At 71.8% G+C, this 25,574-nt stretch carries 22 protein-coding genes and 1 pseudogene; 12 read left to right on the forward strand and 11 right to left on the reverse strand.

The window, feature by feature from the left end:
• Positions 1-299: 299 nt before the first annotated feature.
• Positions 300-440, forward strand: a pseudogene (locus FKN01_RS33015) (ArsR family transcriptional regulator); the annotation flags it as partial.
• 455 nt (positions 441-895) lie between these two features.
• Positions 896-3,451 carry an FtsX-like permease family protein gene (locus FKN01_RS07335; protein WP_143617645.1) on the forward strand — a complete coding sequence of 852 codons (2,556 nt, stop codon included), beginning with the start codon at positions 896-898 and terminating at the stop codon, positions 3,449-3,451.
• 41 nt (positions 3,452-3,492) lie between these two features.
• On the opposite strand, the gene FKN01_RS07340 is transcribed toward FKN01_RS07335, so the two are convergent.
• The 8 genes from FKN01_RS07340 to FKN01_RS07370 all read right to left on the reverse strand — a co-directional run bounded on the left by FKN01_RS07340 (position 3,493) and on the right by FKN01_RS07370 (position 9,808).
• On the reverse strand, positions 3,493-3,882 hold the full coding sequence (locus tag FKN01_RS07340) for a rhodanese-like domain-containing protein (RefSeq protein WP_143617647.1): 390 nt from the start codon (positions 3,880-3,882) through the stop codon (positions 3,493-3,495).
• On the reverse strand, positions 3,879-4,388 hold the full coding sequence (locus tag FKN01_RS07345; RefSeq protein WP_143617994.1) for a cysteine dioxygenase: 510 nt from the start codon (positions 4,386-4,388) through the stop codon (positions 3,879-3,881). The genes FKN01_RS07340 and FKN01_RS07345 overlap by 4 nt, the downstream gene beginning before the upstream one ends.
• Positions 4,389-4,498: 110 nt before the next feature.
• A complete protein-coding gene (locus FKN01_RS33685; protein ID WP_311307652.1) occupies positions 4,499-4,585 on the reverse strand; it encodes a putative leader peptide in 87 nt (28 codons plus the stop codon).
• A gap of 32 nt (positions 4,586-4,617) precedes the next feature.
• Positions 4,618-6,234 (reverse strand): FAD-dependent monooxygenase, encoded by a 1,617-nt coding sequence (locus tag FKN01_RS07350; protein WP_143617649.1) that lies wholly within the window; start codon positions 6,232-6,234, stop codon positions 4,618-4,620.
• A 221-nt stretch (positions 6,235-6,455) separates the two neighbouring features.
• A complete protein-coding gene (locus FKN01_RS07355; protein WP_143617651.1) occupies positions 6,456-7,367 on the reverse strand; it encodes an amino acid ABC transporter permease in 912 nt (303 codons plus the stop codon).
• On the reverse strand, positions 7,364-8,032 hold the full coding sequence (locus FKN01_RS07360; RefSeq protein ID WP_143617996.1) for an amino acid ABC transporter permease: 669 nt from the start codon (positions 8,030-8,032) through the stop codon (positions 7,364-7,366). Before FKN01_RS07360 ends, FKN01_RS07355 begins: the two co-directional genes overlap by 4 nt.
• Before the next feature lie 75 nt (positions 8,033-8,107).
• Positions 8,108-8,950 (reverse strand): glutamate ABC transporter substrate-binding protein, encoded by an 843-nt coding sequence (locus tag FKN01_RS07365; RefSeq protein ID WP_143617653.1) that lies wholly within the window; start codon positions 8,948-8,950, stop codon positions 8,108-8,110.
• 69 nt (positions 8,951-9,019) lie between these two features.
• On the reverse strand, positions 9,020-9,808 hold the full coding sequence (locus FKN01_RS07370; protein ID WP_143617655.1) for an amino acid ABC transporter ATP-binding protein: 789 nt from the start codon (positions 9,806-9,808) through the stop codon (positions 9,020-9,022).
• Positions 9,809-10,135: 327 nt separating this feature from the next.
• On the opposite strand from FKN01_RS07370, the gene FKN01_RS07375 reads away from it, so the two are divergent.
• A complete protein-coding gene (locus FKN01_RS07375; protein WP_143617657.1) occupies positions 10,136-10,828 on the forward strand; it encodes a response regulator transcription factor in 693 nt (230 codons plus the stop codon).
• Positions 10,829-10,843: 15 nt separating this feature from the next.
• Positions 10,844-12,238 (forward strand): HAMP domain-containing sensor histidine kinase, encoded by a 1,395-nt coding sequence (locus FKN01_RS07380; RefSeq protein ID WP_143617659.1) that lies wholly within the window; start codon positions 10,844-10,846, stop codon positions 12,236-12,238.
• 12 nt (positions 12,239-12,250) lie between these two features.
• Here FKN01_RS07380 and FKN01_RS07385 read toward each other — a convergent pair whose 3' ends face one another.
• Positions 12,251-13,249 (reverse strand): TAXI family TRAP transporter solute-binding subunit, encoded by a 999-nt coding sequence (locus FKN01_RS07385; RefSeq protein ID WP_143617661.1) that lies wholly within the window; start codon positions 13,247-13,249, stop codon positions 12,251-12,253.
• Positions 13,250-13,348: 99 nt separating this feature from the next.
• Between FKN01_RS07385 and miaB the strand changes: the two genes are divergently transcribed.
• Positions 13,349-14,869 carry a tRNA (N6-isopentenyl adenosine(37)-C2)-methylthiotransferase MiaB gene (gene miaB / locus FKN01_RS07390; RefSeq protein ID WP_185992780.1) on the forward strand — a complete coding sequence of 507 codons (1,521 nt, stop codon included), beginning with the start codon at positions 13,349-13,351 and terminating at the stop codon, positions 14,867-14,869.
• A 112-nt stretch (positions 14,870-14,981) separates the two neighbouring features.
• Positions 14,982-15,695: a class III extradiol dioxygenase subunit B-like domain-containing protein gene (locus FKN01_RS07395; RefSeq protein WP_143617663.1), complete on the forward strand. Its 714-nt coding sequence runs from the start codon at positions 14,982-14,984 to the stop codon at positions 15,693-15,695.
• A 62-nt stretch (positions 15,696-15,757) separates the two neighbouring features.
• Here the strand turns inward: FKN01_RS07395 and FKN01_RS07400 are convergent, their stop codons facing one another.
• Positions 15,758-16,003 carry an antitoxin gene (locus FKN01_RS07400; RefSeq protein WP_143617665.1) on the reverse strand — a complete coding sequence of 82 codons (246 nt, stop codon included), beginning with the start codon at positions 16,001-16,003 and terminating at the stop codon, positions 15,758-15,760.
• Positions 16,004-16,148: 145 nt separating this feature from the next.
• Here FKN01_RS07400 and miaA point away from each other — a divergent pair, with 145 nt between their 5' ends.
• The 6 genes from miaA to hflX all read left to right on the forward strand — a co-directional run bounded on the left by miaA (position 16,149) and on the right by hflX (position 24,094).
• Complete coding sequence (miaA, locus tag FKN01_RS07405; RefSeq protein ID WP_143617667.1) at positions 16,149-17,087, forward strand: tRNA (adenosine(37)-N6)-dimethylallyltransferase MiaA; 939 nt, start codon at positions 16,149-16,151, stop codon at positions 17,085-17,087.
• A 104-nt stretch (positions 17,088-17,191) separates the two neighbouring features.
• Positions 17,192-17,644 (forward strand): hypothetical protein, encoded by a 453-nt coding sequence (locus FKN01_RS07410; RefSeq protein ID WP_143618000.1) that lies wholly within the window; start codon positions 17,192-17,194, stop codon positions 17,642-17,644.
• 96 nt (positions 17,645-17,740) lie between these two features.
• Positions 17,741-18,613 (forward strand): diaminopimelate epimerase, encoded by an 873-nt coding sequence (gene dapF, locus FKN01_RS07415; RefSeq protein ID WP_143617669.1) that lies wholly within the window; start codon positions 17,741-17,743, stop codon positions 18,611-18,613.
• A 141-nt stretch (positions 18,614-18,754) separates the two neighbouring features.
• Positions 18,755-20,869: a bifunctional (p)ppGpp synthetase/guanosine-3',5'-bis(diphosphate) 3'-pyrophosphohydrolase gene (locus tag FKN01_RS07420; protein ID WP_143617672.1), complete on the forward strand. Its 2,115-nt coding sequence runs from the start codon at positions 18,755-18,757 to the stop codon at positions 20,867-20,869.
• Positions 20,870-20,973: 104 nt separating this feature from the next.
• Positions 20,974-22,431 carry a M1 family metallopeptidase gene (locus FKN01_RS07425; protein WP_143617674.1) on the forward strand — a complete coding sequence of 486 codons (1,458 nt, stop codon included), beginning with the start codon at positions 20,974-20,976 and terminating at the stop codon, positions 22,429-22,431.
• 142 nt (positions 22,432-22,573) lie between these two features.
• Entirely contained in the window at positions 22,574-24,094 is a 1,521-nt protein-coding gene (gene hflX, locus FKN01_RS07430; protein WP_143617676.1) for a GTPase HflX, read from the forward strand.
• 200 nt (positions 24,095-24,294) lie between these two features.
• Here the strand turns inward: hflX and FKN01_RS07435 are convergent, their stop codons facing one another.
• The gene (locus FKN01_RS07435) at positions 24,295-25,527 is read right to left on the reverse strand and encodes a hypothetical protein (protein WP_260696812.1); all 1,233 of its coding nucleotides are present in this window, start codon (positions 25,525-25,527) and stop codon (positions 24,295-24,297) included.
• Between the last annotated feature and the right edge of the window lie 47 nt (positions 25,528-25,574).

A 25,574-nucleotide genomic window follows, 5' to 3' on the forward strand; every position in this document is an offset into this window, starting at 1 on the left:
GCCCCGGCCCGGACCCCGGCCCGGCGTCGGCCCCGGCCCCGGACGGTGAGCCGCTGCCCGCTGCCCGCTGCCCGCTGCCCGCTGCCCGCTGCCCGCTGCTCCCGGCCCTTGGCGCGGGCGCGTCTCGTCGTGCGTGAAGCTGCGCCCGCACCCACCACACAGTGCCTGCCTCTGGGCCCAGTCCTGCCCTGCCCCTCCCCGGCCCCGGCGTCATCCCGCTCCGTGGGGGGTAACCCCCCTACGGGGAGGCCGGGTTGCTCCAGTGCACAGGTACCTGTGCACAGAGCAGTGTGTGACGCATGCCGAAGAAGCCCGGTGGTACCGAGATCACGGAGTTGGCCGCGCTCAAAGCGCTCGCCCAGCCCTGGCGTCAGCAGATTCTGCAGCACCTCACCCTGCACGGGCCCGCGACCTCCGCGATCCTCGCCCGCGCGCTGGGGCTGAACACCGGGGCGACCAGCTACCACCTGCGCGAACTGGCCCGCTACGGGTTCGTGGCGGACACCGGACCGCAGGAGCCGGCCGGGCGTCGGGGCCGGTGGTGGCGGGCCGTTCCCGGGGACCGGCGTTTTCCGCCGGCGTCCCGGCGGACGCCGGAACTGCGCCTCGTCATCGATGAACTGAACCGTCACGCGTACGCCGCCGACCTCGCCCTCTTCGAACGGCTCCAGCGCGAGAGCGCCGACGCGGCGCCGGACGAGTGGGCCGATGCCTTCGCGTACTCGCGGGGCGCGTTGAGCCTCACGCTCCCCGAACTCCGCGCGTTCTTCGAGGAGTACATAGCCCTGATGAACCGCTACCGGCGCCCCGGCGCCGACACCGCACAGGGTGCGCGGACGGTTCACACCCGCCTGCTCGCCTTCCCGGACCCCGATCGATCAGAGACGGACGCGTCATGTTGCTGCGCTATGCCCTGCGGACGATCCGGCACCGCAAGGCGGGATTCCTCGGGGCGTTCCTCGCCCTCATGTGTGCCGCCGCACTCGTCACCGCTTGCGGCACGCTGCTGGAGACCGGCCTGCGCGGCCGGATCGCCACCGAACGGTACGCGGCCACCCCGCTGATCGTCTCGGCCGACCAGAACGTCCACCGCACGACCGTCAAGCACAAGGGCAACGGGAAGACGAAGACCAAGCACAAGGCGAAGCCCGTCGCCGAACGGGCCTGGCTCCCCGCCACCACCGCCGACCGGCTGCGCCGCCTGCCGGGCGTCCGCACGGTCGTCCCCGAACTGACCTTCCTCGCCCAGCCGCTCGGGCTGCCCGCCCACGCGACGGACGACGACATCCCCTTTCACGGACACGCCTGGTCGTCCGCCCGGCTGACCCCGTTCGCACTGACCGCCGGCCGTGCGCCGGCGTCCCCCGACGACGTGGTGATCGACCAATCCCTCGCCGTCCGGGCGGGCCTCTCGACCGGGGACCGGGTCACCGTCCAGTCGACCCGCGCCCCTCGCACGTACCGCATCAGCGGCATCGCCACGCCCCAGGGGCGAGGCGGACTTGAGCAGCAGCGCTCCCTGTTCTTCTCCACCGCGGAGGCCCACCGGCTCGCCGACCGCGCGGGCCGGGTCAGCGCGATCGGCGTCCTGCCGAAGGCCGGCACGGACACCGCCACGCTGAAGAAGCAGGTCACGGCCGCCCTCAAGGGCACCACCGCCCAGGTGGCGACGGGCGACGGACGCGGACCGGTCGAATTCCTCGACGCTGCGGGGGCCCGCGTCAAGCTGGTCTCGATGGGCGGCGCCATGGGCGGCACCTCGCTGCTGGTCGCGGTGCTCGTCGTCGTCGGGACGTTCGCCCTGTCCATCCAGCAGCGCCACCGCGAGCTGGCCCTGCTCCGTAGCATCGCCGCCACCTCGCGTCAGGTTCGCCGGCTGCTGGGCCGGGAGGCCCTGGTCGTCGGGGCCCTGGCCGGGGTCCTGGGCGCGCTCGCCGGACTGCCGCTCGCCGCCTGGCTGCACGGCCGCTTCACCGGCATGGGCGTGATCCCGCCGACTCTGGAACGTACGGCCGGAGCCCTCCCCGCCTGCGCCGCCGTCGCCGTGACCCTGCTCGGCGCCTGGGCCGCCGCGCGTATCTCCGGCCGCCGGATCGCCGGTCTGCGTCCGGCCGAGGCGATGGCCGAGTCAGCGGTCGAGCGCCGCCGCCCGGCCCGGGGCCGGGTCCTCGCGGGGCTGCTCCTGCTCGCCGGCGGCGGTGCGCTGGTCGGTGTCCTGAGCGTGCTGCGCACCGAGGCCGCCTCGACCCCGGTGACCTTCCTGGCCGTGGTGGTGCTGGCCACGGCGGTCTCGCTGCTGGGTCCCCTCCTCGTGCGGGCCGCCGCCTTCCTGATGGCGGGCGTGCTGCGGCGGACGGGCCCGATGAGCACCCTGGCCACCTCGAACGTCCGGGGGAACTCCACCCGGATGGCCTCCGTCGTCACCCCGCTCACCCTGCTCATCGGCATGACCTGCACGGTCCTCTTCCTCCAGCCGACCGTCGGCGACGCCGCCCGCGCCCAGGCCAGGGACGGCATCCGCGCCACCTGGGTGCTCGGCGCACAGGGGCCGGGCGTTCCGTCGGAGGCCACCGAGGCGGTCCGCGCGACGCCCGGTGTCACCGCGGCCACGGAGATCGTCCGGACCACCGTGCGGGTGGGCCTGGAGAAGTACGCCGCGCAGGGCGTCACCGGCGCGGGGCTCACCCGTACCTGGGACCCGGGCGTGACGAGCGGTTCCCTCGCCGCGTTCGCCGCAAACGAGCGGGCTGCCGCGATCAGTGAGCTTGCCGCGGACCGGCTCGGGCTGCACGTCGGCAGCGAACTCGCCCTGCACCTCGGGGACGGCACCCCCACCACCCTCACCGTCGCCGCCGTCTACCGGCGGGGCCTCGGCTTCGGGGACCTCACCCTCCCGCACGACCTGCTCGCACGGCACATGGACAACCCGCTCGCCGCGACGGTCCTGGTGGCCGGGACCGCGTCCAGGGCCGAACTGTCCGCCGCCGTGAAGAAGTTCCCCGGCGTCCAGGCCGTCACTCCGGCGGTCGCCGACCGGCTGCAGGCCGACCGGGGGCAGGAGAACGCCGAGGTCAATCTGCTCGCCATGGGCCTGGTTCTCGCCTTCACCGCCATCGCCGTCGTCAACACGCTGGCCATGTCGGTGTCGGAACGGTTCAGGGAGTTCGCCCTTCTGCGCCTCGCCGGCGCCACGCGCCGCCAGGTGCTGCGGATGCTCCGTACCGAGACCCTGTCGGTCCTGGCGGTTTCCGTGACCCTCGGCTCGGGAATCGCGCTCGCCGTACTGACCGCGTTCAGCATCGGCATGACGGGGAACGCGGCGCCCGGTGTGCTGCCGCTGGTGTACGCGACCGTGGTCGGCGCCGCCGCGCTGCTCGCCCTGGCCGCGACGGCACTGCCCGGCCGGTTCGCGCTGCGGACCCGCCCGGTGGAGGTGGCCGCGGGCCGGTGACGAGGACGACACGAGGGGGCGGCCCGGGCCGCCCCCTCACCTCACGTCTCGACCGGAAGCCCCGCCGCGCGCCACGCCTGGAAGCCGCCCGCCAGGTCCGTCGCCCGGTACAGACCGAGCCGGTGCAGGGACTCGGCCGCCAGGCTCGACGCGTATCCCTCGTCGCAGATCACCACCACCCGCAGGCCGTGGTCCACCGCCTCCGGGACCCGGTGGCTTCCCCGCGGGTCCAGCCGCCATTCCAGCTCATTGCGCTCGATGACCAGCGCCCCCGGGATCAGCCCGTCCCGCTCGCGCAGCTTCGCGTAGCGGATGTCCACGAGCAGGGCGCCTTTGGAGGCCGCCGCCCACGCCTCGTGCGGGCCGAGCCGTTCGTAACCGGCCCTCACCCGCTCCAGCAACTCGTCGATTCCGAGGGGCCCGTCGCTCACTGCCAGTCCTCCGGTCCCTCGGTCTGCTCCAGGCGCAGCACCGCGCCGGTGCGGCTGTAGCGGCGGATGCGCGGCAGCGGCGGGTAGTACGCGTGAACGGATACGGCGTGCTCCGTGGGGGACTCGTTCAGCACCTCGTGGACGTGGTGACGGCCGAAGGCCCTGCCCCGGCCCGGCGTCAGCTCCCTGGTGCGGTCGATGTCCTCGGCCAGCTCCAGGGTCTTCCAGCCGTCGGTGGGCAGCCGGGCCGCGAGGGAGTGCTCCCTGAGCGTGCCGGCCGCGGTGAGGAAGGCGCCGACCGAGTCGGCGTGGTCGTGCCAGCCGGTGCCGGTCCCCGGCGGCCAGCCGATGAGCCACGCCTCGCTGCCACCGGGACCGTCGAGCCGGATCCAGGTTCGGCCCTCAGGGTCGAGGGGGAGGGAGGCGATGAGTGCGGTGTCCTCGGCGGTGCGGCGGACGAAGTCGAGCAGTTCCGCGGCGGTCGGAGCCGGAGCGGACGTGCGCATGGGCACGGGAGTGGCGGGGAAGGGAGAGGCAGACACGGGGACCGTCCTGAGAGTTCGCGCGGACGCCCCGCCGCACGGCACAGCGCACGGCGAGGGCAGGGGAAGGCGATTCAGCAGGACGGGCGACACACGCAGCCCGCATAGCGGAGCAGGTCCATATGGACCCTCCGCCACAGGCGCACATCGGTGTCGGTCATGACCGGGAGTAGACCATGCGCGCCCGTGAGGGTCAATTGACGTCCGCGGTGCTGTCGGTGCGCACCGACGTCCGGGCCGCGCCGCCGCGCGCCGCGTCCGCCGCCGCGAACAGCTCGGCCGGACGCACCCCGCCGAACGCCTCCACGAGGTGCCCGTCCGGCCTGACCAGCAGCACCGTGTGTGCGGAGGCCCCCGGATAGCTCTCGGCCACCAGCAGTTCGGCCTTCACCGGCAGCGCCGCGACGGCCTCCGCCAGCCGGGGCATCACTCCGGCGCGCATCCAGTGGCGCCGGTCCCATACCCCGGTTCCGGGCGCCACCAGCACCACGAGCAGCTGCCCCTGCCCCAGCCGTTCCCGCAGCCGCACCGGGGTGCCGTCGGGCGCCGTGACCCGTACATCGGCCACCGGCGCACCGGGGGGCGTGCCCACCGAGGTGTGCGCCTCGCCGCGCGCGGGCGCAAGGGGGGACAGCGCGTAGGAAGGGGGCGCACCGAGAGGGCCGCAGCCCAGATGTCCGTCCATCAGCAGGGTGTCGTGCCCCCGTGCGCTCCCCGGTACGAGCGTCCGCAAACCTCCGCCGCCCCGCAGTATCGGCAGCGACTGGTCGGCGGCGCGCAGCCGTGCGGCGACGGCGGCCCGGCGTTCGGCCTGGTAGCTGTCGAGGAGCGCGTCGGAGGCTCCGTGGTGCCAGGCCAGGGCCAGCTTCCAGGCCAGGTTCTCCGCGTCCCGCAGCCCCTCGTCGAGCCCCTGAGTGCCGAGGGCGCCCAGCAGATGGGCGGCGTCCCCGGCCAGGAAGGACCGCTTCACCCGCCACCGGCGGGCCAGTCGGTGGTGCAGCGTGTAGACCCCGGTGTCCAGCAGCTCGTACGGGGGTGTCTCGCCGCACCAGCCGGCCAGGGTGTCCCGGACCCGGGTGACGAGCGCGTCCGGCGTGACCAGTTCGCCGCGCGCGGGCAGCAGCCAGTCCAGCCGCCACACGTCGTCGGGCAGCGGGCGCGCCGTGACCTCGGCGCCACCGGTGCGCCAGGGCGGCGACCGGTGCAGCACGGCCTCACCGGGCCGGGGCAGCTCGGCGCGCAGTGCGGCCACGGCGTGCCGTTCCACCGCCGTACGCCCGGGAAACCGGATGTCGAGGAGCTTGCGCACGGTGGACCGGGCCCCGTCGCAGCCGACCAGGTAACTCCCGCGCCACCAGGTCGATCCGGGCTCCTTGGTGTGCACGGTGACCCCGGCCGGGTCCTGTTCCAGGGTGTCGATCCGGCTGGGCCCGGGGGTCTGCACCAGCTCCTGCGCGGACACCGCGTCGCGCAGACCCCGTACGAGCGCGTGCTGCGGTACGTGCACGGGGGCGGCCGGCACACCGCTGCCGGGGACCGGGTCCTCGCCGAGCGGCAGCTCGCGCACCAGCTGCCGACGCCGCACCGAACGCCAGCCGGACCAGCGCAGCCCCTCGTCCCGTAGTGCCTTGCAGCCCAGCCGCTCCAGGAAGGCCGCGGTGTCCTCGCGCAGCACGACCGTGCGGGCGGGGCGGGTCTCGTCGCTGTCGGGGTCCTCGTCGAGCAGCACGGACGGCACGCCCTGTGCGGCGAGGGCGAGCGAGAGCGCCAGGCCGACCGGCCCGGCACCGACGACGATCACCGGGTCCACGGCGCGTCCCCCGTCACAAGCGCGGCGAAACGGAACGGTCCGGTGGAACGGAACGGAAGGTGCGCGGGCGTCGAAGGGGGTGATGCGGCGTCGGGGACTCGGTGGGCGATCACAGAACGTATGCAACCTACTGGCGGTGCTTGCGTCAAGCGACGCCGGAACGCGGCGAGGGGCGGTGGCAGGTGTGCCACCGCCCCTCGCGGGCGTCGTGCGACGAGCCGTCAGGCGGCGCTTCCGTCATCCCCCCTGAGCGACGGCGCACCGATTGTTTCCAGTTCGCCCCCCGGGCCGGCGCCCACGACCGCGCCCGTGCTCTTCTTCCCGCGCCGGAGCCACCGCTCCAGCCAGCTCGCGAAGGACGTCAGGGCGAAGTTCAGGGCCAGGTAGATCACCGCGACGATCGTGAAGCACGCGATGGTGTTCGACCCGTAGTTCGCGGACATGGGCCGGACGGAGGCCAGCAGCTCCGGGTAGCTGAGCACGGCGCCGCCGAGCGCGGTGTCCTTCACGATCACCACGAGCTGGCTGACGATGGCCGGCAGCATGGCGGTGACCGCCTGCGGCAGCAGCACGAAGACCATCGTCTGCCCCTTGCGCATGCCGATCGCCTTGGCCGCGTCCGTCTGCCCGCGCGGCAGCGTCAGGATGCCCGCCCGCACGATCTCGGCGAGCACCGAGGCGTTGTAGAGCACCAGACCCGTCACGACGGCGTACAGCAGACGGGTGTCCGGTTCGAGGTCGGTGTACTCGGAGTACACGGCGTTGGCGATGATCATCAGGAGCAGCACGGGGATGGCGCGGAAGAACTCCACGACCACCCCGCCCGGTACACGTACCCAGCGGTGGTCCGAGAGCCGGCCGATACCGAAGAGCGCGCCCAGGGGCAGCGCGATGATCAGCGCGAAGAAAGCCGCCTTGATCGTGTTCTGGAAGCCCGGCCAGATGAACGTCTCCCACGCCTGGGTGCCGGTGAAGAACGGCTTCCACTTGACCCAGTCGAGCTGGTGCTTGTCGGCGAGGCCGTCGTACACCCACCACACCACCGCCGCGGCGGCCAGCACGAAGAGCACGGTGTACAGGACGTTGCGCCGCTTGGCGCGGGGCCCCTGCGCGTCGTAGAGGACGGAACTCATCGCTTCACCGCCACCTTCTTGGCGACCCAGCCGAGGATGAGACCGGTCGGGAGGGTCAGGATGACGAAACCGAGGACGAACACACCGGAGATCAGCAGCAGCTGGGCCTCGTTCTCGATCATTTCCTTCATCAGGTACGAGGCTTCCGCGACCCCGATCGCCGCCGCGACGGTGGTGTTCTTCGTCAGCGCGATGAGCACGTTGGACAGCGGGTTGACCACCGACCGGAACGCCTGCGGGAGCACGATCAGCCGCAGCACCTGGCCGAAGCTGAGCCCGAGTGCGCGGGCCGCCTCGGCCTGGCCGACGGGCACCGTGTTGATGCCCGAACGCAAGGCCTCGCACACGAACGACGCGGTGTAGACGACGAAGGCGAGCACCGCGAGCCGGAAGTTGATGACCTTGAAGTCGCCACCGCCTCCGAGCGTGATCTGAAGGGTCTGGAAGAGGCCCAGCGAGGCGAAGACGATGATCACGGTCAGCGGAATGTTCCGGACCACGTTCACGTAGGCGGTCGCGAAACCGCGCATCAGGGGGACCGGGCTGACCCTCATGCCGGCCAGCAGCGTTCCCCATATGAGGGAGCCGAGGGCGGAGAACACGGTGAGCTTCACCGTGACCCAGAAGGCCCCCAGCAGGTCATAACCATCAAGAAAGTCGAACACGATCTCCCGTGCTTCCACGTGTAGGAGGGCGCGGCGCGCCGCCGGTCAGTGGCGGCGCGCCCGGTCAGCCCTGCTTCACTTGACGACGTTGCCGATCTTCGGGGCGGGCTCGTTCTTGTAGCCGGCCGGACCGAAGTTGGCCTCGACCGCCTTGTCCCACGAGCCGTCCGAGACCATCTTGGTCAGCGCGTCGTTGACCTTCTTCTTGAGGTCGGCGTCGCCCTTCTTCAGGCCGATGCCGTAGTTCTCGTTGGTCATCTTGAAGCCGGCCAGCTTGAACTTGCCCTTGTTGACGTCCTGCGAGGCGTAGCCGGCGAGGATGCTGTCGTCCGTGGTCAGCGCGTCGACGGCCTTGTTCTCCAGGCCGGTCAGGCACTCCGAGTAGCCGCCGTACTCCTGCAGCTGCGCCTTCGGGGCCAGCTTGTCCTTGACGTTCTGCGCCGAGGTCGAGCCGGTGACCGAGCAGAGCTTCTTGTTGTTCAGGTCCTCGGGCGACTTGATGGTGTTGTCGTCCGCGCGGACCAGGATGTCCTGGTGGGCCAGCAGGTACGGACCGGCGAAGTCGACCTTCTGCAGACGCTCGTCGTTGATCGAGTAGGAGGCGACGATGAACTTCACGTCGCCACGAGAGATCGCCGTCTCGCGGTCGGCGCTCTTGGTCTCCTTGAACTCGATGTCCTTGGCGTCGTAGCCGAGCTCCTTGGCGACGTACGTGGCGACGTCGACGTCGAAGCCGGTGTACTTGCCGTCCGGGGTCTTCAGGCCGATACCCGGCTGGTCGATCTTGATGCCGATGGTGATCTTCTTGTCGCCGCCCGAACCGGCCGAGTCGTCCTTGTCGTCGGAACCACAGGCGGTGGCGGTGAGGGCGAGGACGAGCACGGCGGCCGAGGCGGCGGTGACCTTACGAAGCTGCATGGTGGGATTCCCTAGAGTTGACGTGATGCGAGTGATCAGCAGGTACGGAAGCCGGTGCTGAAGGCTCCATCAGTGGTGAAGGATCTTCGACAGGAAGTCCTTGGCCCGGTCACTGCGCGGGTTGCTGAAGAACTGGTCGGGCGTGGCCTCTTCGACGATCTTCCCGTCCGCCATGAAGACGACCCGGTTCGCCGCCGAGCGCGCGAAGCCCATCTCGTGGGTGACGACGACCATCGTCATGCCCTCTCGGGCGAGCTGCTGCATGACCTCCAGCACCTCGTTGATCATCTCCGGGTCGAGCGCCGAGGTCGGCTCGTCGAAGAGCATGACCTTCGGGTCCATCGCCAGGGCCCGGGCGATCGCCACGCGCTGCTGCTGGCCGCCGGAGAGCTGGGAGGGGTACTTGTCGGCCTGGGTCCCGACGCCCACCCGGTCGAGCAGCGCACGCGCCTTGTCCTCGGCCGCCTTCTTGTCCGTCTTGCGGACCTTCAGCTGGCCGAGCATCACGTTTTCCAGGACCGTCTTGTGCGCGAAGAGGTTGAACGACTGGAAGACCATGCCGACATCGGCCCGCAGCCGCGCCAGCTCCTTGCCCTCCGCGGGCAGCGGCTTCCCGTCGATCGTGATCGCGCCCGAGTCGATCGTCTCCAAGCGGTTGATCGTGCGGCACAGCGTGGACTTACCGGACCCGGACGGCCCGATGACGACCACGACCTCGCCGCGGGCGATCGTCAGGTCGATGTCCTGGAGCACATGCAGCGCGCCGAAGTGCTTGTTGACGTCGCTCAGCACAACCAGATCGCCGGCGGGCGCGGGTGCAGCGTCCTCGGCGCCCTTGGTCACTGAAACTCCGCTCATCGGCTTCTTGCTCCGTCCTCCTCGGTTGGGAAGGACCCTAGTGACGCAGTGCTACGAACGTCATTACATCTGAGCGGAAATTGAGCATAACGATCCGGCGGCAACCGGACACACCGCGTGAACGGGACGTCACGCCGGTCGTACCGGCCGTACCGGGTGCATAACGGAAACCCGGATACAACGGGCAGCCCCTTGACTGTCCACCGCGCATCGGCGTGGATTCCCTGGTACACCCCTACGTGAAACACCCCGGAACGGGGAAGTGACCGGGGGCGTACACGACCGTACGGACCGACCGCCGACACACGCCACTGCCAGAGGGGGGCCATGAGACTGCTGCTCGTGGAGGACGACAACCATGTCGCCGCCGCCCTGTCCGCGATCCTCGCCCGGCACGGCTTCCAGGTGGTCCACGCCCGCAGCGGCGACGAGGCTCTGCAGGCACTCCTGCCCACGGACACCGAGCCCTTCGGTGTCGTGCTCCTCGACCTCGGCCTTCCCGACCAGGACGGCTACGAGGTGTGCGGCAAGATCCGCAAGCGCAGCTCCGTGCCGGTGATCATGGTCACCGCCCGTGCCGACGTGCGCTCCCGCATCCACGGACTCAATCTCGGCGCCGACGACTACGTGACCAAGCCGTACGACACCGGGGAGCTGCTGGCCCGTATCCACGCGGTCAGCCGGCGAAACGCGAGCAGCGAGGACACCGTCTCCACTCCCGTCGCGGCGCTGCGCCTGGGGCACGTCAGCATCGAGCTGCCCACCCGCCGGGTCAGTGTGGACGGTACGGAAGTGCAGCTCACCCGCAAGGAGTTCGACCTGCTCGCGCTGCTCGCCCAGCGGCCCGGCGTGGTCTTCCGCCGCGAACAGATCATCAGCGAGGTGTGGCGCACCAGCTGGGAGGGAACGGGCCGCACGCTGGAGGTGCACGTCGCCTCCCTCCGTTCCAAGCTGCGGCTGCCCGCCCTGATCGAGACGGTGCGCGGGGTCGGCTACCGCCTCGTCTCCCCGTCCGCGTAAAGGCGTACGTCCCCGGTGCGTACCCGGCTGCTCCCGCTGCTCATCGTCCTGATGGCGAGCGTCCTGCTGGCCCTCGGCTTCCCGCTCGCCGTCAGCGTGGCCGCCGCCGAACAGCAGCGCGTCGTGATCGACCGCATCGACGACACGGCACGCTTCGCAGCCCTCGCCCAGTTCATCACCGAGCGCACCCGCGGTTACGACGAACGGCGCCGCACCCTCCAGACCGAGCTGGAAACGTACAACTCGGTGTACGGCATCCGCGCCGGTGTCTTCTACCGCGACGACTCCGCCATGGCGAAGGCCCCGGATTCGTGGCGGCTGCCCGTCGAGGGGGAGGGGCGCGCCGCCTTCAGCGAGGCGCTGCTCGGCCGCCGCAGCCACGACCCGCCCCAGGTCTGGCCCTGGCAGAACGGCCGCGTGGTCGTCGCCTCACCCGTCGTACGCGACGGCGACGTCATCGCCGTCGTCGTCATCGACTCGCCCACCGGACAGATGCGCGGCGACACGATCCGGGGCTGGCTGCTGATCGCGGCCGGTGAGGCGGTCGCGATGCTGGTCGCCGTCGGCGCGGCGATCCGGCTCACCGGCTGGGTCCTGCTGCCGGTCAAGACCCTGGACGCCGCCGCCCACGACATCGCCAGCGGGCGGATGCGCTCCCGGGTCGCCGCATCCGGCGGCCCACCGGAACTCAGACGGCTGGCCCGCTCGTTCAACGAGATGGCCGACAACGTCGAGGACGTGCTGGAGCAGCAGCGCGCCTTCGTCGCCGACGCCTCCCACCAGCTGCGCAACCCGCTGGCCGCCCTGCTCCTGCGCATCGAGCTCCTCGCCCTCGAACTGCCGGAGGGCAACGAGGAGATCGCCTCCGTGCGCACCGAGGGCCGCCGCCTCGGCCAGGTCCTGGACGACCTCCTCGACCTCGCGCTCGCCGAGCACGCCGAAAGCGACCTCCGGCTCACCGACATCGGCGCCCTCACCGCCGAACGCGTCGCGTCCTGGCGGCCGGTGGCCGAGGAGAAGGGCGTACGGCTCCGAGCCGACGGACCGCCCGCCGTCACGGCCTGGGCCGACCCCATCGCCCTGTCCAGCGCCCTCGACGCCATCATCGACAACGCCCTGAAGTTCACGCCCGCCGATGAGGAAGTACGCGTCACCGTCGCCTCCGGCAGCCAGGATGTGACGGTGGTCGTCGCGGACGGCGGCCCCGGCCTCACCGAACAGGAGCTGGAGCGGGTCGGCGACCGCTTCTGGCGCAGCTCGCAGCACCAGAACGTCCAGGGCTCGGGCCTCGGCCTCTCCATCTCGCAGGCGCTCCTGGCGGCGGGCGGCGGTTCGCTCTCGTACGCGCGCAAGGAGCCGTACGGGCTCAGCGTGACGGTCTCCGTGCCGCGCCACGACCCCAAGGGGTGAGAGGTCCGACCTCTACGGCTTGACCGAGCGGTAGTAGCGCTTCGCCCCTTCGTGCAGCGGGAGCGGGTCCGTGTAGATGGCCGTGCGCAGGTCCACCAGCTGCGCCGCGTGCACCTCGCGCCCGATGCGGTCGCGGCTGTCGATCACGGTCCTCGTGAACGCCTCGGTCATCGCCGCGTCCGTGCGGTCCGTGGTGACCAGCACATTGGCGACCGCCACCGTGGGCACGGCCTTTCCCTGCTGGGCGTCGTGATACGCGTCGGCGGGCATCACGGCCGACCGGTAATAGCGGGTGGGACCGCCCGCGGCCTGGAGCTGCCTGATCAGCGTTTCCCCCAGTGCGACCAGCCGGATCGGGAACCGTACCGACAATTCGGCCACCGCCGTCGTGGGCAGCCCGCCCGACCAGAAGAACGCGTCGATCCTGCCCTGTTCCAGCAGCTTCGGCATCGTGTCGATGCCCACGGGCAACGGCGTCACGTCGTGGACCGGATCGAGCCCGGCGGCCGTCATGAGCCGGTCCGCGACCAGCTTCACCCCGGACCCCGCCTGTCCCACCGCGACCGTACGGCCGCGCAGATCGTCCACGCTGTCGATGTCCGAGTCCCGCTTCACGATCAGCTGTATGTAGTCGTCGTACAGCCGGACGCAGCCGCGCAGCCGCTCGTAGCCGGGCTTGCGGGCGCGCAGGTAGGTGGCGACGGCGTCGGTGGTGGCGATGGTGAAGTCCGCCTCGCCCGTCGCGACCCTGGCCAGGTTCTGCTGCGAGCCCTCGCTCGTCTGGAGATTTATCGACACATCGGGCATGTCCTTCGCCAGGGCCCCCTTCAGCCGCTCCCCGTAGCGCTGGTAGACGCCGCTGCGCACCCCCGTACTGAACGACAGCGAGCCGGTGGGCGCCGGGTCGCCCAGCGGGAGCAGCCACCAGAGCAGCAGCCCGAGCACGACGGCGAGGACGGCGCCCGCCCGCAGGGAGCGGCGCCGGCCGATTCGGGACAGGGCCGGGAGCATGGCGGCGATCCTGCCAGGTCGTTCCCGGCCATGGCCAGGGGCGTCGTCGGATCGCCCGCCCGAGACGGAGGGAGCCCGGACACCCCCTACCCTTGTTCCATGAGCAGCGGCAACCGGAGCGAAGCAGTGGACGTCAGAAAAAGCTATGAGGTGCGCACCTACGGGTGCCAGATGAACGTCCACGATTCCGAGCGCTTGTCGGGGCTCCTGGAGGACGCCGGCTACGTGCGTGCGCCCGAGGGCTCCGACGGCGACGCCGACGTCGTCGTCTTCAACACCTGCGCGGTCCGCGAGAACGCCGACAACAAGCTCTACGGCAACCTCGGCCGGCTCGCCCCGATGAAGACCAAGCGCCCCGGCATGCAGATCGCCGTCGGCGGCTGCCTCGCCCAGAAGGACCGCGACACCATCGTCCAGCGGGCGCCCTGGGTCGACGTCGTCTTCGGCACGCACAACATCGGCAAGCTGCCCGTCCTGCTGGAACGCGCCCGCGTCCAGGAGGAGGCACAGGTCGAGATCGCCGAATCCCTGGAGGCCTTCCCCTCCACGCTGCCCACCCGCCGCGAGTCCGCGTACGCGGCGTGGGTCTCCATCTCGGTGGGGTGCAACAACACCTGCACCTTCTGCATCGTTCCCGCCCTGCGCGGGAAGGAGAAGGACCGCCGCACCGGCGACATCCTCGCCGAGATCGAGGCCCTGGTGGCCGAGGGCGTCTCCGAAATCACCCTGCTCGGCCAGAACGTCAACGCGTACGGCTCCGACATCGGCGACCGCGAGGCGTTCTCCAAGCTGCTGCGCGCCTGCGGGAAGATCGAGGGCCTGGAGCGCGTCCGCTTCACCTCGCCGCACCCGCGCGACTTCACCGACGACGTCATCGCCGCGATGGCCGAGACGCCGAACGTGATGCCGCAGCTGCACATGCCGATGCAGTCCGGTTCGGACAAGGTTCTCAAGGCGATGCGCCGCTCCTACCGGCAGGAACGCTTCCTCGGGATCATCGAGAAGGTGCGGGCCGCGATGCCCGACGCCGCGATCTCCACCGACATCATCGTCGGCTTCCCCGGCGAGACCGAGGAGGACTTCGAGCAGACGATGCACGCCGTCCGCGAGGCGCGCTTCGCGAACGCCTTCACCTTCCAGTACTCCAAGCGGCCCGGCACCCCCGCCGCCGACATGGAGGGCCAGATCCCCAAGGAGGTCGTGCAGGAGCGCTACATGCGCCTGTCCGCCCTCCAGGAGGACATCTCCTGGGAGGAGAACAAGAAGCAGGTCGGCCGCACCCTGGAGGTCATGGTCGCCGAGGGCGAGGGCCGCAAGGACGGCGCCACCCACCGGCTGTCCGGCCGCGCCCCCGACAACCGCCTGGTCCACTTCACCAAGCCGGAACAGGACGTCCGCCCCGGTGACGTGGTGACCGTCGAGATCACCTACGCCGCCCCGCACCACCTGCTCGCCGAGGGCGCCCCGGTCGCCGTGCGCAGGACCCGCTCGGGCGACGCCTGGGAGAAGCGGAACGCCGCCCCGGCCGCCAAGCCGGCCGGCGTCATGCTCGGCCTGCCCGGCATCGGCGCCCCGGCACCGCTGCCCGCGACGGCGGCCCCGGGCTGCGGCTGCGACTGAGGTACGGGGAGGCAGCGGCGCCCTCGAGGAGCCGCCCCCGGCCGCAAGCGCCGGCCCGATACGGCCGGCCGCCCGGCCGGGCCGGGGGAGGGGCCGCAGTACGCTGCCGACCATGCTTGTCGCCGCCGCTGTCTGCCCCTGCCCGCCGCTGCTCGTCCCCGACGTGGCCGCCGGTGCCGCACCCGAGCTGGACGACGCCAGAAGGGCGTGCACCGACGCCCTGGGCGTCCTCGCCGCCTCCCGGCCCGACCTGCTCGTGGTGATCGGCCCGGCCGAGCCGGCCGGGCGCGGCCCCCACCCCGAGGGAGCCGTGGGCGGCTTCCGGGAATTCGGTGTCGATCTGGAGGTGCGGCTCGGCCGGGACCGGGGAACGCGCGACGGCCGCCCCCTGCCGCCTTCGCTCGCGGTGGGAGCCTGGCTCCTCGCCCGTACGGGATGGGCCGCCTCCCCCGTCGAGGGCCTGGGCGTGAGCGAGGCGCTGGAGACCGCGCGCTGCACGGAGAGCGGGCGGGAGCTCGCCCGCCGGGCGGACCGGGTCGCGCTGCTGGTGATGGGCGACGGCAGCGCCTGCCGCACCGTGAAGGCGCCGGGCTATCTGGACGAGCGGGCGGCAGCCTTCGACGCGGAGGCCGCCCGGGCCCTGGGCGCCGCCGACCCGGAAGCGCTGACCGCGCTCGACGAGGTGCTCGCGCACCAGCTCAAGGCCGCCGGGCGCGCGCCCTGGCAGGTGCTGGCGGGGGCGGCCGAAGGCGCCGGTCTGGCCGGCCGGCTGCTGTACGAGGACGCGCCGTACGGAGTGGGCTACCTGGTCGCCACCTGGTCCTGAGCCCCGAGGACGCGCGGAGGGCCCCGAGCGGCGACCGCTCCGGGGCCCTGCGCGTTCCGCCGTCAGGCCGCGGGCGGAGGCGGCGGCGTCGTGCCGCCGTCCTTGTTCGCCAGCTTGTCCACCGCGTCCTTGGCCTTCTGCCGGCCCGTCACGATCTTGTCGCTGTACTTGCCCTTGGTCTTCTCGTCCACCGTCCGGGCGGCCTTCTCAAGCCCTTGGTCGATCTTGTCCCCGTGCTGCTGCGCGAGGTCGCTGACCTTCTCCTTCGCCGGGGCCAGCTTCGCCTTCACACTGTCCATGAAGCCCATCGGGCACCTTCTCCGCTCGGAAACTGTGAGAAATAACCCATATGTACAACCACTGTACGGGGAAGACCGCACTGTCGCGTCACCTTCCCTGCCCGGGCTTCCCTCATTCGGGGTGCGCGGCGCGGGTTTGGGGGAGACTGGGCCGGTGACAAGCTCAGCTCCCGCACCTCGGGTCATCACCGTCGTCGGTCCCACCGCAGCAGGAAAGTCCGACCTGGGGGTGTACCTCGCCCAGCAGCTCGACGGCGAAGTGATCAACGCCGACTCCATGCAGCTCTACCGCGGGATGGACATCGGCACCGCCAAGCTGACGCTCGCCGAGCGCGCGGCCGTGCCGCACCGGCTGCTGGACATCTGGGACGTCACCGAGACCGCCAGCGTCGCCGAGTACCAGCGCCTCGCCCGCGCCGAGATCGACCGGCTCCTCGCCGAGGACCGCACCCCGATCCTGGTCGGCGGCTCCGGCCTGTACGTGAAGGGCGCGATCGACGCCCTGGAGTTCCCCGGTACGGACCCCGGCGTCCGGGCGGCGCTGGAGGCGGAGCTGGACGAGCACGGCTCCGGAGCACTGCACGCCCGGCTCGCCGCCGCCGACCCCGAGGCCGGCCGCGCGATCCTCCCCAGCAACGGCCGGCGCATCGTGCGGGCCCTGGAGGTCATCGAGATCACCGGCAAGCCGTTCACCGCCAACCTCCCCGGCGACGACGCGGTCTACGACGCCGTCCAGATCGGCGTCGACGTGGCGCGCCCCGAACTCGACGAGCGCATCGCCCTGCGGGTCGACCGCATGTGGGAGGCGGGACTCGTGGACGAGGTGCGCGCCCTGGAGACGCAGGGGCTGCGCGAAGGGCGGACCGCCTCGCGGGCCCTCGGCTACCAGCAGGTCCTGTCCGCGCTGGCCGGCGAGTGCACCGAGGAACAGGCGCGCGCCGAGACCGTGCGCGCCACCAAACGCTTCGCGCGCCGTCAGGACTCCTGGTTCCGCCGCGACCCGCGCGTCCGATGGCTCAGTGGTGACGCGGAACACCGCGGGGAACTCCCCAGCCAGGCCCTGGCGTTGGTCGAACGAGCGGTTACAGCCTGATCACGTGATGGCATCGGGACGCTCCGCCCGTCATTTCGGCGACCGCGGCCGTGCCATCATCGAGCATCGATCGACTGGAGTCCGAGTTGGGAGGGCGCGTGGCGATGGAGGCCGGCCCTCGCGACACGGAACAAGACGCACCGGAACACAACGCACCGGGTGCCGGGCGTGAGGCGGACGGCCTCAGCCCGGACGGGCCCGACGAGCTCGACGTGACCCCCGAGGTCGAGGTCGAGCTGCGGCCCGCCCGACGGCTGCGCATCTGGCAGCTCGCGCCCATCGTCATGCTCGCCGCGGTGGGCTCGCTGATGTTCGCCTTCCCGCTGGCCTTCGAATTCGGCGACGGCGGCGCGGTCGTCGCCATGCTGGGCCTCCTGATCAGCTGCTGCGCCGCCGGATGGTCCGTGATGGCCGCCCGCCGCGTCGGCTACGCCTGGCCCGGACTGCCCTCCAAAGGCTCGTCGCAGCGTCCGGACTGGCGGGTGATCGCGCTCTACGCCGGCGTCTGCGCCGTGCTCGTCGCGCTCGCCGTCTGGCGTGTGGCACGGCTGCGCTGACCCTCCGGGAGCCGTGGGCCGGGAAGCAAGCCCCCGGAGCCTGCCCGCGCGGCGGACCGTTTTCCGGCTGTCGGTGCCGCCTCGTACAGTTGTCCCGTGACCACCTCGCAGATCGCCTTCCTCAAGGGCCACGGCACCGAGAACGACTTCGTGATCGTTCCCGACCCGGAAAACGCCCTCGACCTGCCCGCCTCCGTCGTCGCCCGGCTCTGCGACCGCCGCGCGGGCATCGGCGGCGACGGTCTGCTGCACGTGGTGCGCTCCGCCGCGCACCCGGAGGCGAAGGCGATGGCCGAGGACGCCGAGTGGTTCATGGACTACCGGAATTCCGACGGCTCGGTCGCCGAGATGTGCGGCAACGGCGTGCGGGTCTTCGCCCGCTACCTCCAGCGCGCCGGCCTGGCCGAGGCGGGCGACCTGGCGGTCGCCACCCGGGGCGGGGTCAAGAAGGTCCACCTCGCCAAGAACGGCGACGTCACCGTCTCCATGGGACGCGCCCTGCTCCCCGCCGACGGCGTCACCGTCACCGGCGGCGGCCGGGCCTGGGACGCCCGCAACGTCAACATGGGCAATCCCCACGCGGTCGCCTTCGTGGACGACCTGGCCCACGCCGGCGACCTGCTCACCGAGCCGTCCTTCGCCCCGGCCGCCGTCTACCCGGAGGGCGTCAACATCGAGTTCGTCGTGGACCGCGGCCCCCGCCACGTCGCCATGCGGGTCCACGAGCGCGGCTCCGGCGAGACCCGCTCCTGCGGCACCGGCGCCTGCGCGGTGGCCGTCGCCGCCGCCCGCCGGGACCAGGCCGACCCCGCGAGGACCGGCGAGCCCGTCACGTACACCGTCGACCTCCCCGGCGGCAGCCTCGCCGTCACGGAGCACCCGGACGGCGGGATCGACATGACCGGACCGGCCGTCATCGTCGCCGAAGGCATGATCGACCCGGCCTGGCTCGAAACGCCGAACGAGTAACGCTTCGCTCGAATGGGTGATCCGTTTCACGCTGGGCGAGAGCGGGACTCCGCCACGTGGTGGGCTCGGTAGCATCAAGCACCGGCCCCGGAGGCGCGCCGCGCCTCTCCACCGCCGGTCGACGTCGCCGGAGGTGCCCCCATGAGTGCAGAGGCCACCAGCCCAGGTGCTCCCATCCGCAGGCGGGGCCGCCCCCGGATCGACCTCCGCAGGCTCGGCAGAGCCGCGCTCTTCGGCCCGGTCTCCCGCGACCGGCTCCCCGACGCCATCGCGCACGTCGCCGAAGTGCACCGGGCCCACCACCCCGACGCCGACCTCGCCGTCCTGCAGCGCGCCTACGTGCTGGCCGAGACCTCGCACCGGGGGCAGATGCGCAAGAGCGGCGAGCCCTACATCACCCATCCGCTCGCCGTCACCCTCATCCTCGCCGAGCTGGGCGCCGAGACCACCACGCTGACCGCCTCCCTGCTCCACGACACCGTGGAGGACACCGAGGTGACCCTCGACCAGGTGCGGGAGGAGTTCGGCGAGGAGGTCTGCTACCTCGTGGACGGCGTCACCAAACTCGAGAAGGTCGACTACGGGGCCGCCGCCGAACCCGAGACCTTCCGCAAGATGCTGGTCGCCACCGGCGACGACGTCCGCGTCATGTCGATCAAGCTCGCCGACCGGCTGCACAACATGCGCACGCTCGGCGTGATGCGGCCCGAGAAGCAGGCCAGGATCGCCAAGGTCACCCGCGACGTGCTGATCCCCCTCGCCGAACGGCTCGGTGTCCAGGCGCTCAAGACCGAACTCGAAGACCTGGTCTTCGCCATCCTCCACCCCGAGGAGTACGCCCGCACTGACGCGCTGATCACCGAGGCGGCCGACGGTCCCGACCCCCTCGGCGCCATGGCGGCGAACGTGGCCTCGGTGCTGCGGGAGGCCGGCATCTCCGCGGAGGTCCTGGTCAGGCCCCGCCATTTCGTCTCCGTCCACCGCGTCCGCATGAAACGCGGCGAACTGCGCGGCAGCGACTTCGGACGGGTCCTGGTGCTCGTCGGGGAGGACGCCGACTGCTACGCCGTCCTGGGCGAGCTGCACACCTGCTTCACCCCGGTGATCTCCGAGTTCAAGGACTTCATCGCCGCCCCCAAGTTCAACCTGTACCAGTCGCTGCACACCGCGGTGGTGGGCCCGGACGGCGAGGTGGCCGAGGTCCTCATCCGTACGCACCGCATGCACAAGGTCGCGGAGGCGGGCGTCGTCGCCCTCGGCAATCCGTACGCCTCCGAGGGCGCCCCCCAGACCGCCGAACCGGCCGACGGCGAACGCGCCGACCCCACCCGCCCCGGCTGGCTCTCCCGCCTCCTCCAGTGGCAGCAGTCCGCGCCCGACCCCGACACCTTCTGGACCACCCTGCGCGCCGACCTCGCCCAGGACCGCGAGATCACCGTCTTCCGCACGGACGGCGGCACGCTCGGCCTGCCCGCCGGCGCCAGCTGCGTCGACGCGGCCTACGCCCAGCACGGCGAAGCCGCCCACGCCTGTATCGGGGCCCGGGTGAACGGCCGGCTCGCCACGCTGAGCACCGTGCTGACGGACGGCGACACCGTGCAGCCGCTGCTGGCCGAGGACGCGGCGTCCGGCCCCTCACCGGACTGGCTCGACCACGCGCGCACCGCCGCCGCCCGCATCGCCATCACCGGCTGGCTCGACGCCCACCCGCAGGCGGCCCAGTCCGGTCAGCCCGGTGTGCCGGCCGGCCCCGAGCCGCAGCCGGTCCCGCCCGCGGCGCCGCGGACCGCCCGCGCCCGCACCGCGACCGCCGTGGCCGAGCGGCCGGACGCCGCGGTGCGCCTCGCCGGCTGCTGCACGCCCGTGCCCCCCGACGAGGTCACCGGCTTCCCCGTCCGCGGTGGCGCCGCCGTCACCGTGCACCGGCTGGAGTGCCCCGCCGTGGCCCGCATGGAAGCGGTCGGGCGGACGCCGGTCGCGGTGAGCTGGGGCGACGAGCAGGCGTGCCGGGTGACGCTGGTCGCCGAATCGTTCGGCCGCCCCCGACTGCTCGCGGACCTCACCGAGGCGATCGCCGGGGCCGACGCCGCCGTGATCTCCGCCACCGTGGAGCCCCCGAGCGAACAGCGCGTACGGCACACCTACACGCTGCGGCTCCCGGACGCGGCCGGTCTGCCCGCGCTGATGCGCGCGATGCGCGAGGTGCCCGGCGTGTACGACGTGAGCCGTGCCCAGCACCCGGCCGGGACGCTCTGAGACCGGTGGAGCTCTGGGGTCCGTGCCGTCAACCGGCGTGATCATTCGGGTGGTGCGGCGCGCGCCGCGCCCGCCCGGCGGGGTGGCGCTGATAGCCGTAGTCCATGCCGTTCCCCTCCCGCCGCTCGCGGGCCGCCCTGCTGGCCGCCGCCGCGTCGGCCGCCCTCGTCGCCGCCGCCCTGCCCGCCGACCCGGTGCCCCTCGGCATCGGCGACCCGCTCTTCCCGCAGCTCGGCAACCCCGGGTACGACGTGCTCGCGTACGACATCGGCCTCACCTACCAGGGCAGCAACGACGAGCCGCTGGACGCCGTCACCACCATCGACGCACGGACGACCGAGCCGCTGGACCGGATCAACCTCGACTTCACCCGGGGCACCGTGCGTTCGGTCGCCGTCAACGGGCTGCGCGCCCGCTTCGACACGGCGGGCGAGGACCTCGTCGTACGGCCGGTGGGCCGCATCCCGGCCGGTATCCCCCTGCGCATCACCGTCCGCCACACCAGCGACCCCACCGGCGAACAGGACAGCGGCGGCTGGGTGCGCACCGCCGACGGGCTCGCCATGGCCAACCAGGCCGACGCCGGACACCGGGTCTTCCCGGGCAACGACCACCCCGCCGACAAGGCGTACTTCACCTTCCGCGTCACCGCGCCGAACGATCTGACCGTCGTCGCCAACGGCATCCCCACCGGCCGCAGCCGCATGGGGGGCAGCACCACCTGGACCTACCGCACCGAGCACCCCATGGCGACCGAACTGGCCCAGGTCAGCATCGGCGACTCGACCGTCGTGCGCCGGACGGGACCGCACGGACTGCCCGTGCGCGATGTCGTCCCGACCGCGGACCGGGACCGCCTGGAACCCTGGCTGAAGAGGACCCCCGCCCAGCTGGAGTGGATGGAGCGGCAGGTCGGCCCCTACCCGTTCGAGAACTACGGGATCCTCGTCGCCGACACCGAGACCGGCTTCGAGCTGGAGACCCAGACCCTCTCCCTCTTCGAGAAGCGCCTGTTCACCGATACACGCTTCCCCGAGTGGTACGTCGAGTCGGTCATGGTCCACGAACTGGCCCACCAGTGGTTCGGCGACAGCGTCTCCCCGCAGACCTGGTCCGACCTCTGGCTGAACGAGGGGCACGCCACCTGGTACGAGGCGCGGTACACCGAGGACCACATGGACGCGCCACTGGAGGCGCGCATGCGGAACGCCTACATCCGCTCGGACGCCTGGCGCGCCGCCGGAGGCCCGCCCGCCCGGCCCCTGGCCCCGGAGCCCGGCGAGAAGATCAGCCTGTTCCGGCCCGTCGTCTACGACGGCAGCGCCCTCGTCCTGTACGCGCTGCGCCAGGAGATCGGCCGGGACGCCTTCGACCGGCTGGAACGGCTCTGGGTGCGCGAGCACCGCGACTCCAACGCGGCCACGGCCGACTTCGTCCGGCTCGCCTCGCAGGTGTCGGGGCGCGACCTGGCCGCCTTCTTCGACGGCTGGCTGTACGGGACGAAGACGCCGCCCATGCCGGGGCACCCGGACTGGCGGAGCACGGCGCCGGCCGCCTCGTAAACCCGGGTGACGCCCCGCTCCCGGCGTGTCACTATCGACGGGTCGCCGAGGCGGCCGGAGCGGACGATCTCCCCCTCGGGAATCTTCCGCGCAGGTCACGCGTTGTGACTGATGCAACTACTCCTATCGACGTAAGGATCCAATGACCTCCTCTTCTTCCCTTCCCCAGGACGCGCGCAACGCGCAGAGTGCCACGGAGAACGCGACCGAGAGCCTCACCGAGGGCCTGCGGGCCGACGCCCTGATGGAAGAGGACGTCGCCTGGAGCTTCGAGATCGACGGAGAGCGGGACGGCGACCAGCTGGACCGCTCGGAGCGCGCCGCGCTGCGCCGCGTGGCCGGCCTCTCCACCGAGCTCGAGGACGTCACCGAGGTCGAGTACCGGCAGCTGCGCCTGGAGCGCGTGGTGCTCGTCGGAGTCTGGACCTCGGGCACCGTGCAGGACGCGGAGAATTCGCTCGCCGAGCTGGCGGCCCTCGCGGAGACGGCGGGCGCCCAGGTGCTCGACGCCGTCTTCCAGCGCCGTGACAAGCCCGACCCGGCCACGTACATCGGTTCCGGCAAGGCGCTCGAACTGCGTGATCTCGTCGTCGAGTCCGGGGCCGACACCGTCGTCTGCGACGGTGAGCTGTCCCCGGGCCAGCTGATCCACCTCGAAGACGTCGTCAAGGTCAAGGTGGTCGACCGGACCGCCCTGATCCTCGACATCTTCGCCCAGCACGCCAAGTCCCGGGAGGGCAAGGCGCAGGTCTCCCTGGCACAGATGCAGTACATGCTGCCCAGGCTGCGCGGCTGGGGTCAGTCGCTGTCCCGTCAGATGGGCGGTGGCGGTACCAGCGGCGGTGGCGGCATGGCGACCCGTGGTCCCGGTGAGACCAAGATCGAGACCGACCGGCGCCGTATCCGCGAGAAGATGGCGAAGATGCGCCGGGAGATCGCGGAGATGAAGACCGGCCGCGACCTCAAGCGCCAGGAACGCCGGCGCAACAAGGTGCCGTCGGTCGCCATCGCCGGATACACCAACGCCGGGAAGTCTTCGCTGCTCAACCGCCTGACCGGGGCGGGAGTGCTGGTGGAGAACGCCCTCTTCGCCACCCTCGACCCGACCGTGCGCCGGGCCGAGACGCCGAGCGGCCGGGTCTACACCCTCGCCGACACCGTCGGGTTCGTACGGCATCTGCCGCACCACCTGGTCGAGGCGTTCCGCTCCACCATGGAGGAGGTAGGCGACTCCGATCTCCTCCTCCACGTGGTGGACGGCGCGCACCCGGTGCCGGAGGAGCAGCTCGCCGCGGTGCGCGAGGTGATCCGCGAGGTCGGTGCGACGGACGTGCCCGAGATCGTCGTGATCAACAAGGCGGACGCGGCCGACCCGCTGGTCCTCCAGCGCCTCCTGCGCAACGAGCGGCACGCCATCGCGGTCTCCGCCCGCACCGGGGCCGGCATCGACGAGCTGCTCGCGCTGATCGACAGCGAGCTGCCCCGTCCGTCGGTCGCGATCGAGGCGCTCGTGCCGTACACCCAGGGCGGGCTCGTCTCCCGGGTGCACGCCGAGGGCGAAGTGGTCTCCGAGGAGCACACCTCGGAGGGCACGCTGATCAAGGCACGGGTCAACGAGGAGCTGGCCGCGGAGCTCGCCGCGTACATCCCCGCCGTGCACTGAGCCGCACCGCACCGAGAAGCAGCCGGAAGGCCCGTCCCCTCGCGAGGGGACGGGCCTTCCGCCGTGGTACGGGCGCCGCCGCTACTGGCCCCCGTGTTGCTCGCTCATCACCGTGAAGATCTGCTCGGCGCCCCGCGCAGGGGCCGCAGCCTGCGGCCCTCAGCGCGAGCGCCGCGCCTCCGCGGGCGCGGTCCCGCCTGTCACTCGTCCGCGTACTTGTCGCTGACCGCGTCGTAGACGCCCTTGGCCTCCTTGCCGAGGCGCGGTCCGGCGAGCCAGCCCGCCGTCACCGGGCCGATGGAGGTGTTCGAGACCAGCGCGGGCTTGCCGTCCTGGCCGGTCGCGACCCAGCCGCCGCCGGACGAGCCGCCGGTCATCGAGCAGCCGATGCGGTACATCGTCGGGTCGTCCTGGGCGAGCGACAGGCGGCCCGGCTTGTCCTTGCACTGGAACATCTTCTGGCCGTCGTACGGCGCCGCGGCCGGGAAGCCGGTGGCGGTCATGTCCGCGATCTCGGGCACCGCCGGGGCGTTGAACTCGACCGGCAGCGCGGAACCGACGGTCTCCTCCAGGGACTTGCCGCCCGCACCCTCCTCGGGCGTGACGTGCAGTACGGCGAAGTCGTACGGAGCGCCGAGGCCGCCGACCGAGGCGCCCTGGTCGATCCACTGCTGGGAGGTCTGCGCCCAGGTGCCCCACCAGATGCCGTAGGGGGCGACCTTCTCCTTCGGCGGGTTGCTCCGCAGCTCGGCCGTCGACAGACCGCTGTTGTTGTACGACGGCACGAAGGCGATGTTGCGGTACCAGCCGCCCTTCTTGCCCGCGTGGACGCAGTGGCCGGCCGTCCAGACCATGTTGGACTTGCCGGGGTGCGCCGGGTCCTTCACCACGGTCGCCGAGCAGACCATCGAGCCCTCGGGGCCGTCGAAGAACAGCTTGCCGGACTCCGGCGCGTTGTCGTGGTACTGCGTCTGCACGCCGACGGCCCGGACCGGCGCGGGCGTCGGGTCCGTCACGCCCTCGTCGCCCGAGATGTCGTTGTCGACCGGCTTCTCCGGCGGCTTGTCGGCGTCCTGCATGCGGTCGGGGTCCCAGAGGCCCGCGATGATCGGGTTGATGTAGTCCTTGGCCTCACGCAGCCACTTGTCCTTGTCCCAGTTCTTCCACTCGCCGTTCTTCCACTTGTCGATGTCGATCCCGTGTTCCTTGAGCCGGTCCTTCAGATCGTCCGGGATGGCGATCTTGCCGTCCGACGTCGCACCGGCCGAGGCGCTGTTGCCCGGCTCGGAGTTCGCGTCGTCCTCGGTCGGCCCGCAGGCGGTGGCCGTGAGCGCGAGGACGGCGGTGAACGCGGCGGTGACGAGCACGGGGGAGGAGGCGCGACGCGCACTCCTGCCGCGGCGTGCGGTGGTTCCTGGTCGAACGAGACGCATCTGCTGATCCCCCTGGGACTTCGTGACTCAACGCTTCTGTACTGCAC

This window comes from Streptomyces sp. 130 (genome assembly GCF_007096885.1).
Taxonomy (GTDB): Bacteria; Actinomycetota; Actinomycetes; order Streptomycetales; family Streptomycetaceae; genus Streptomyces.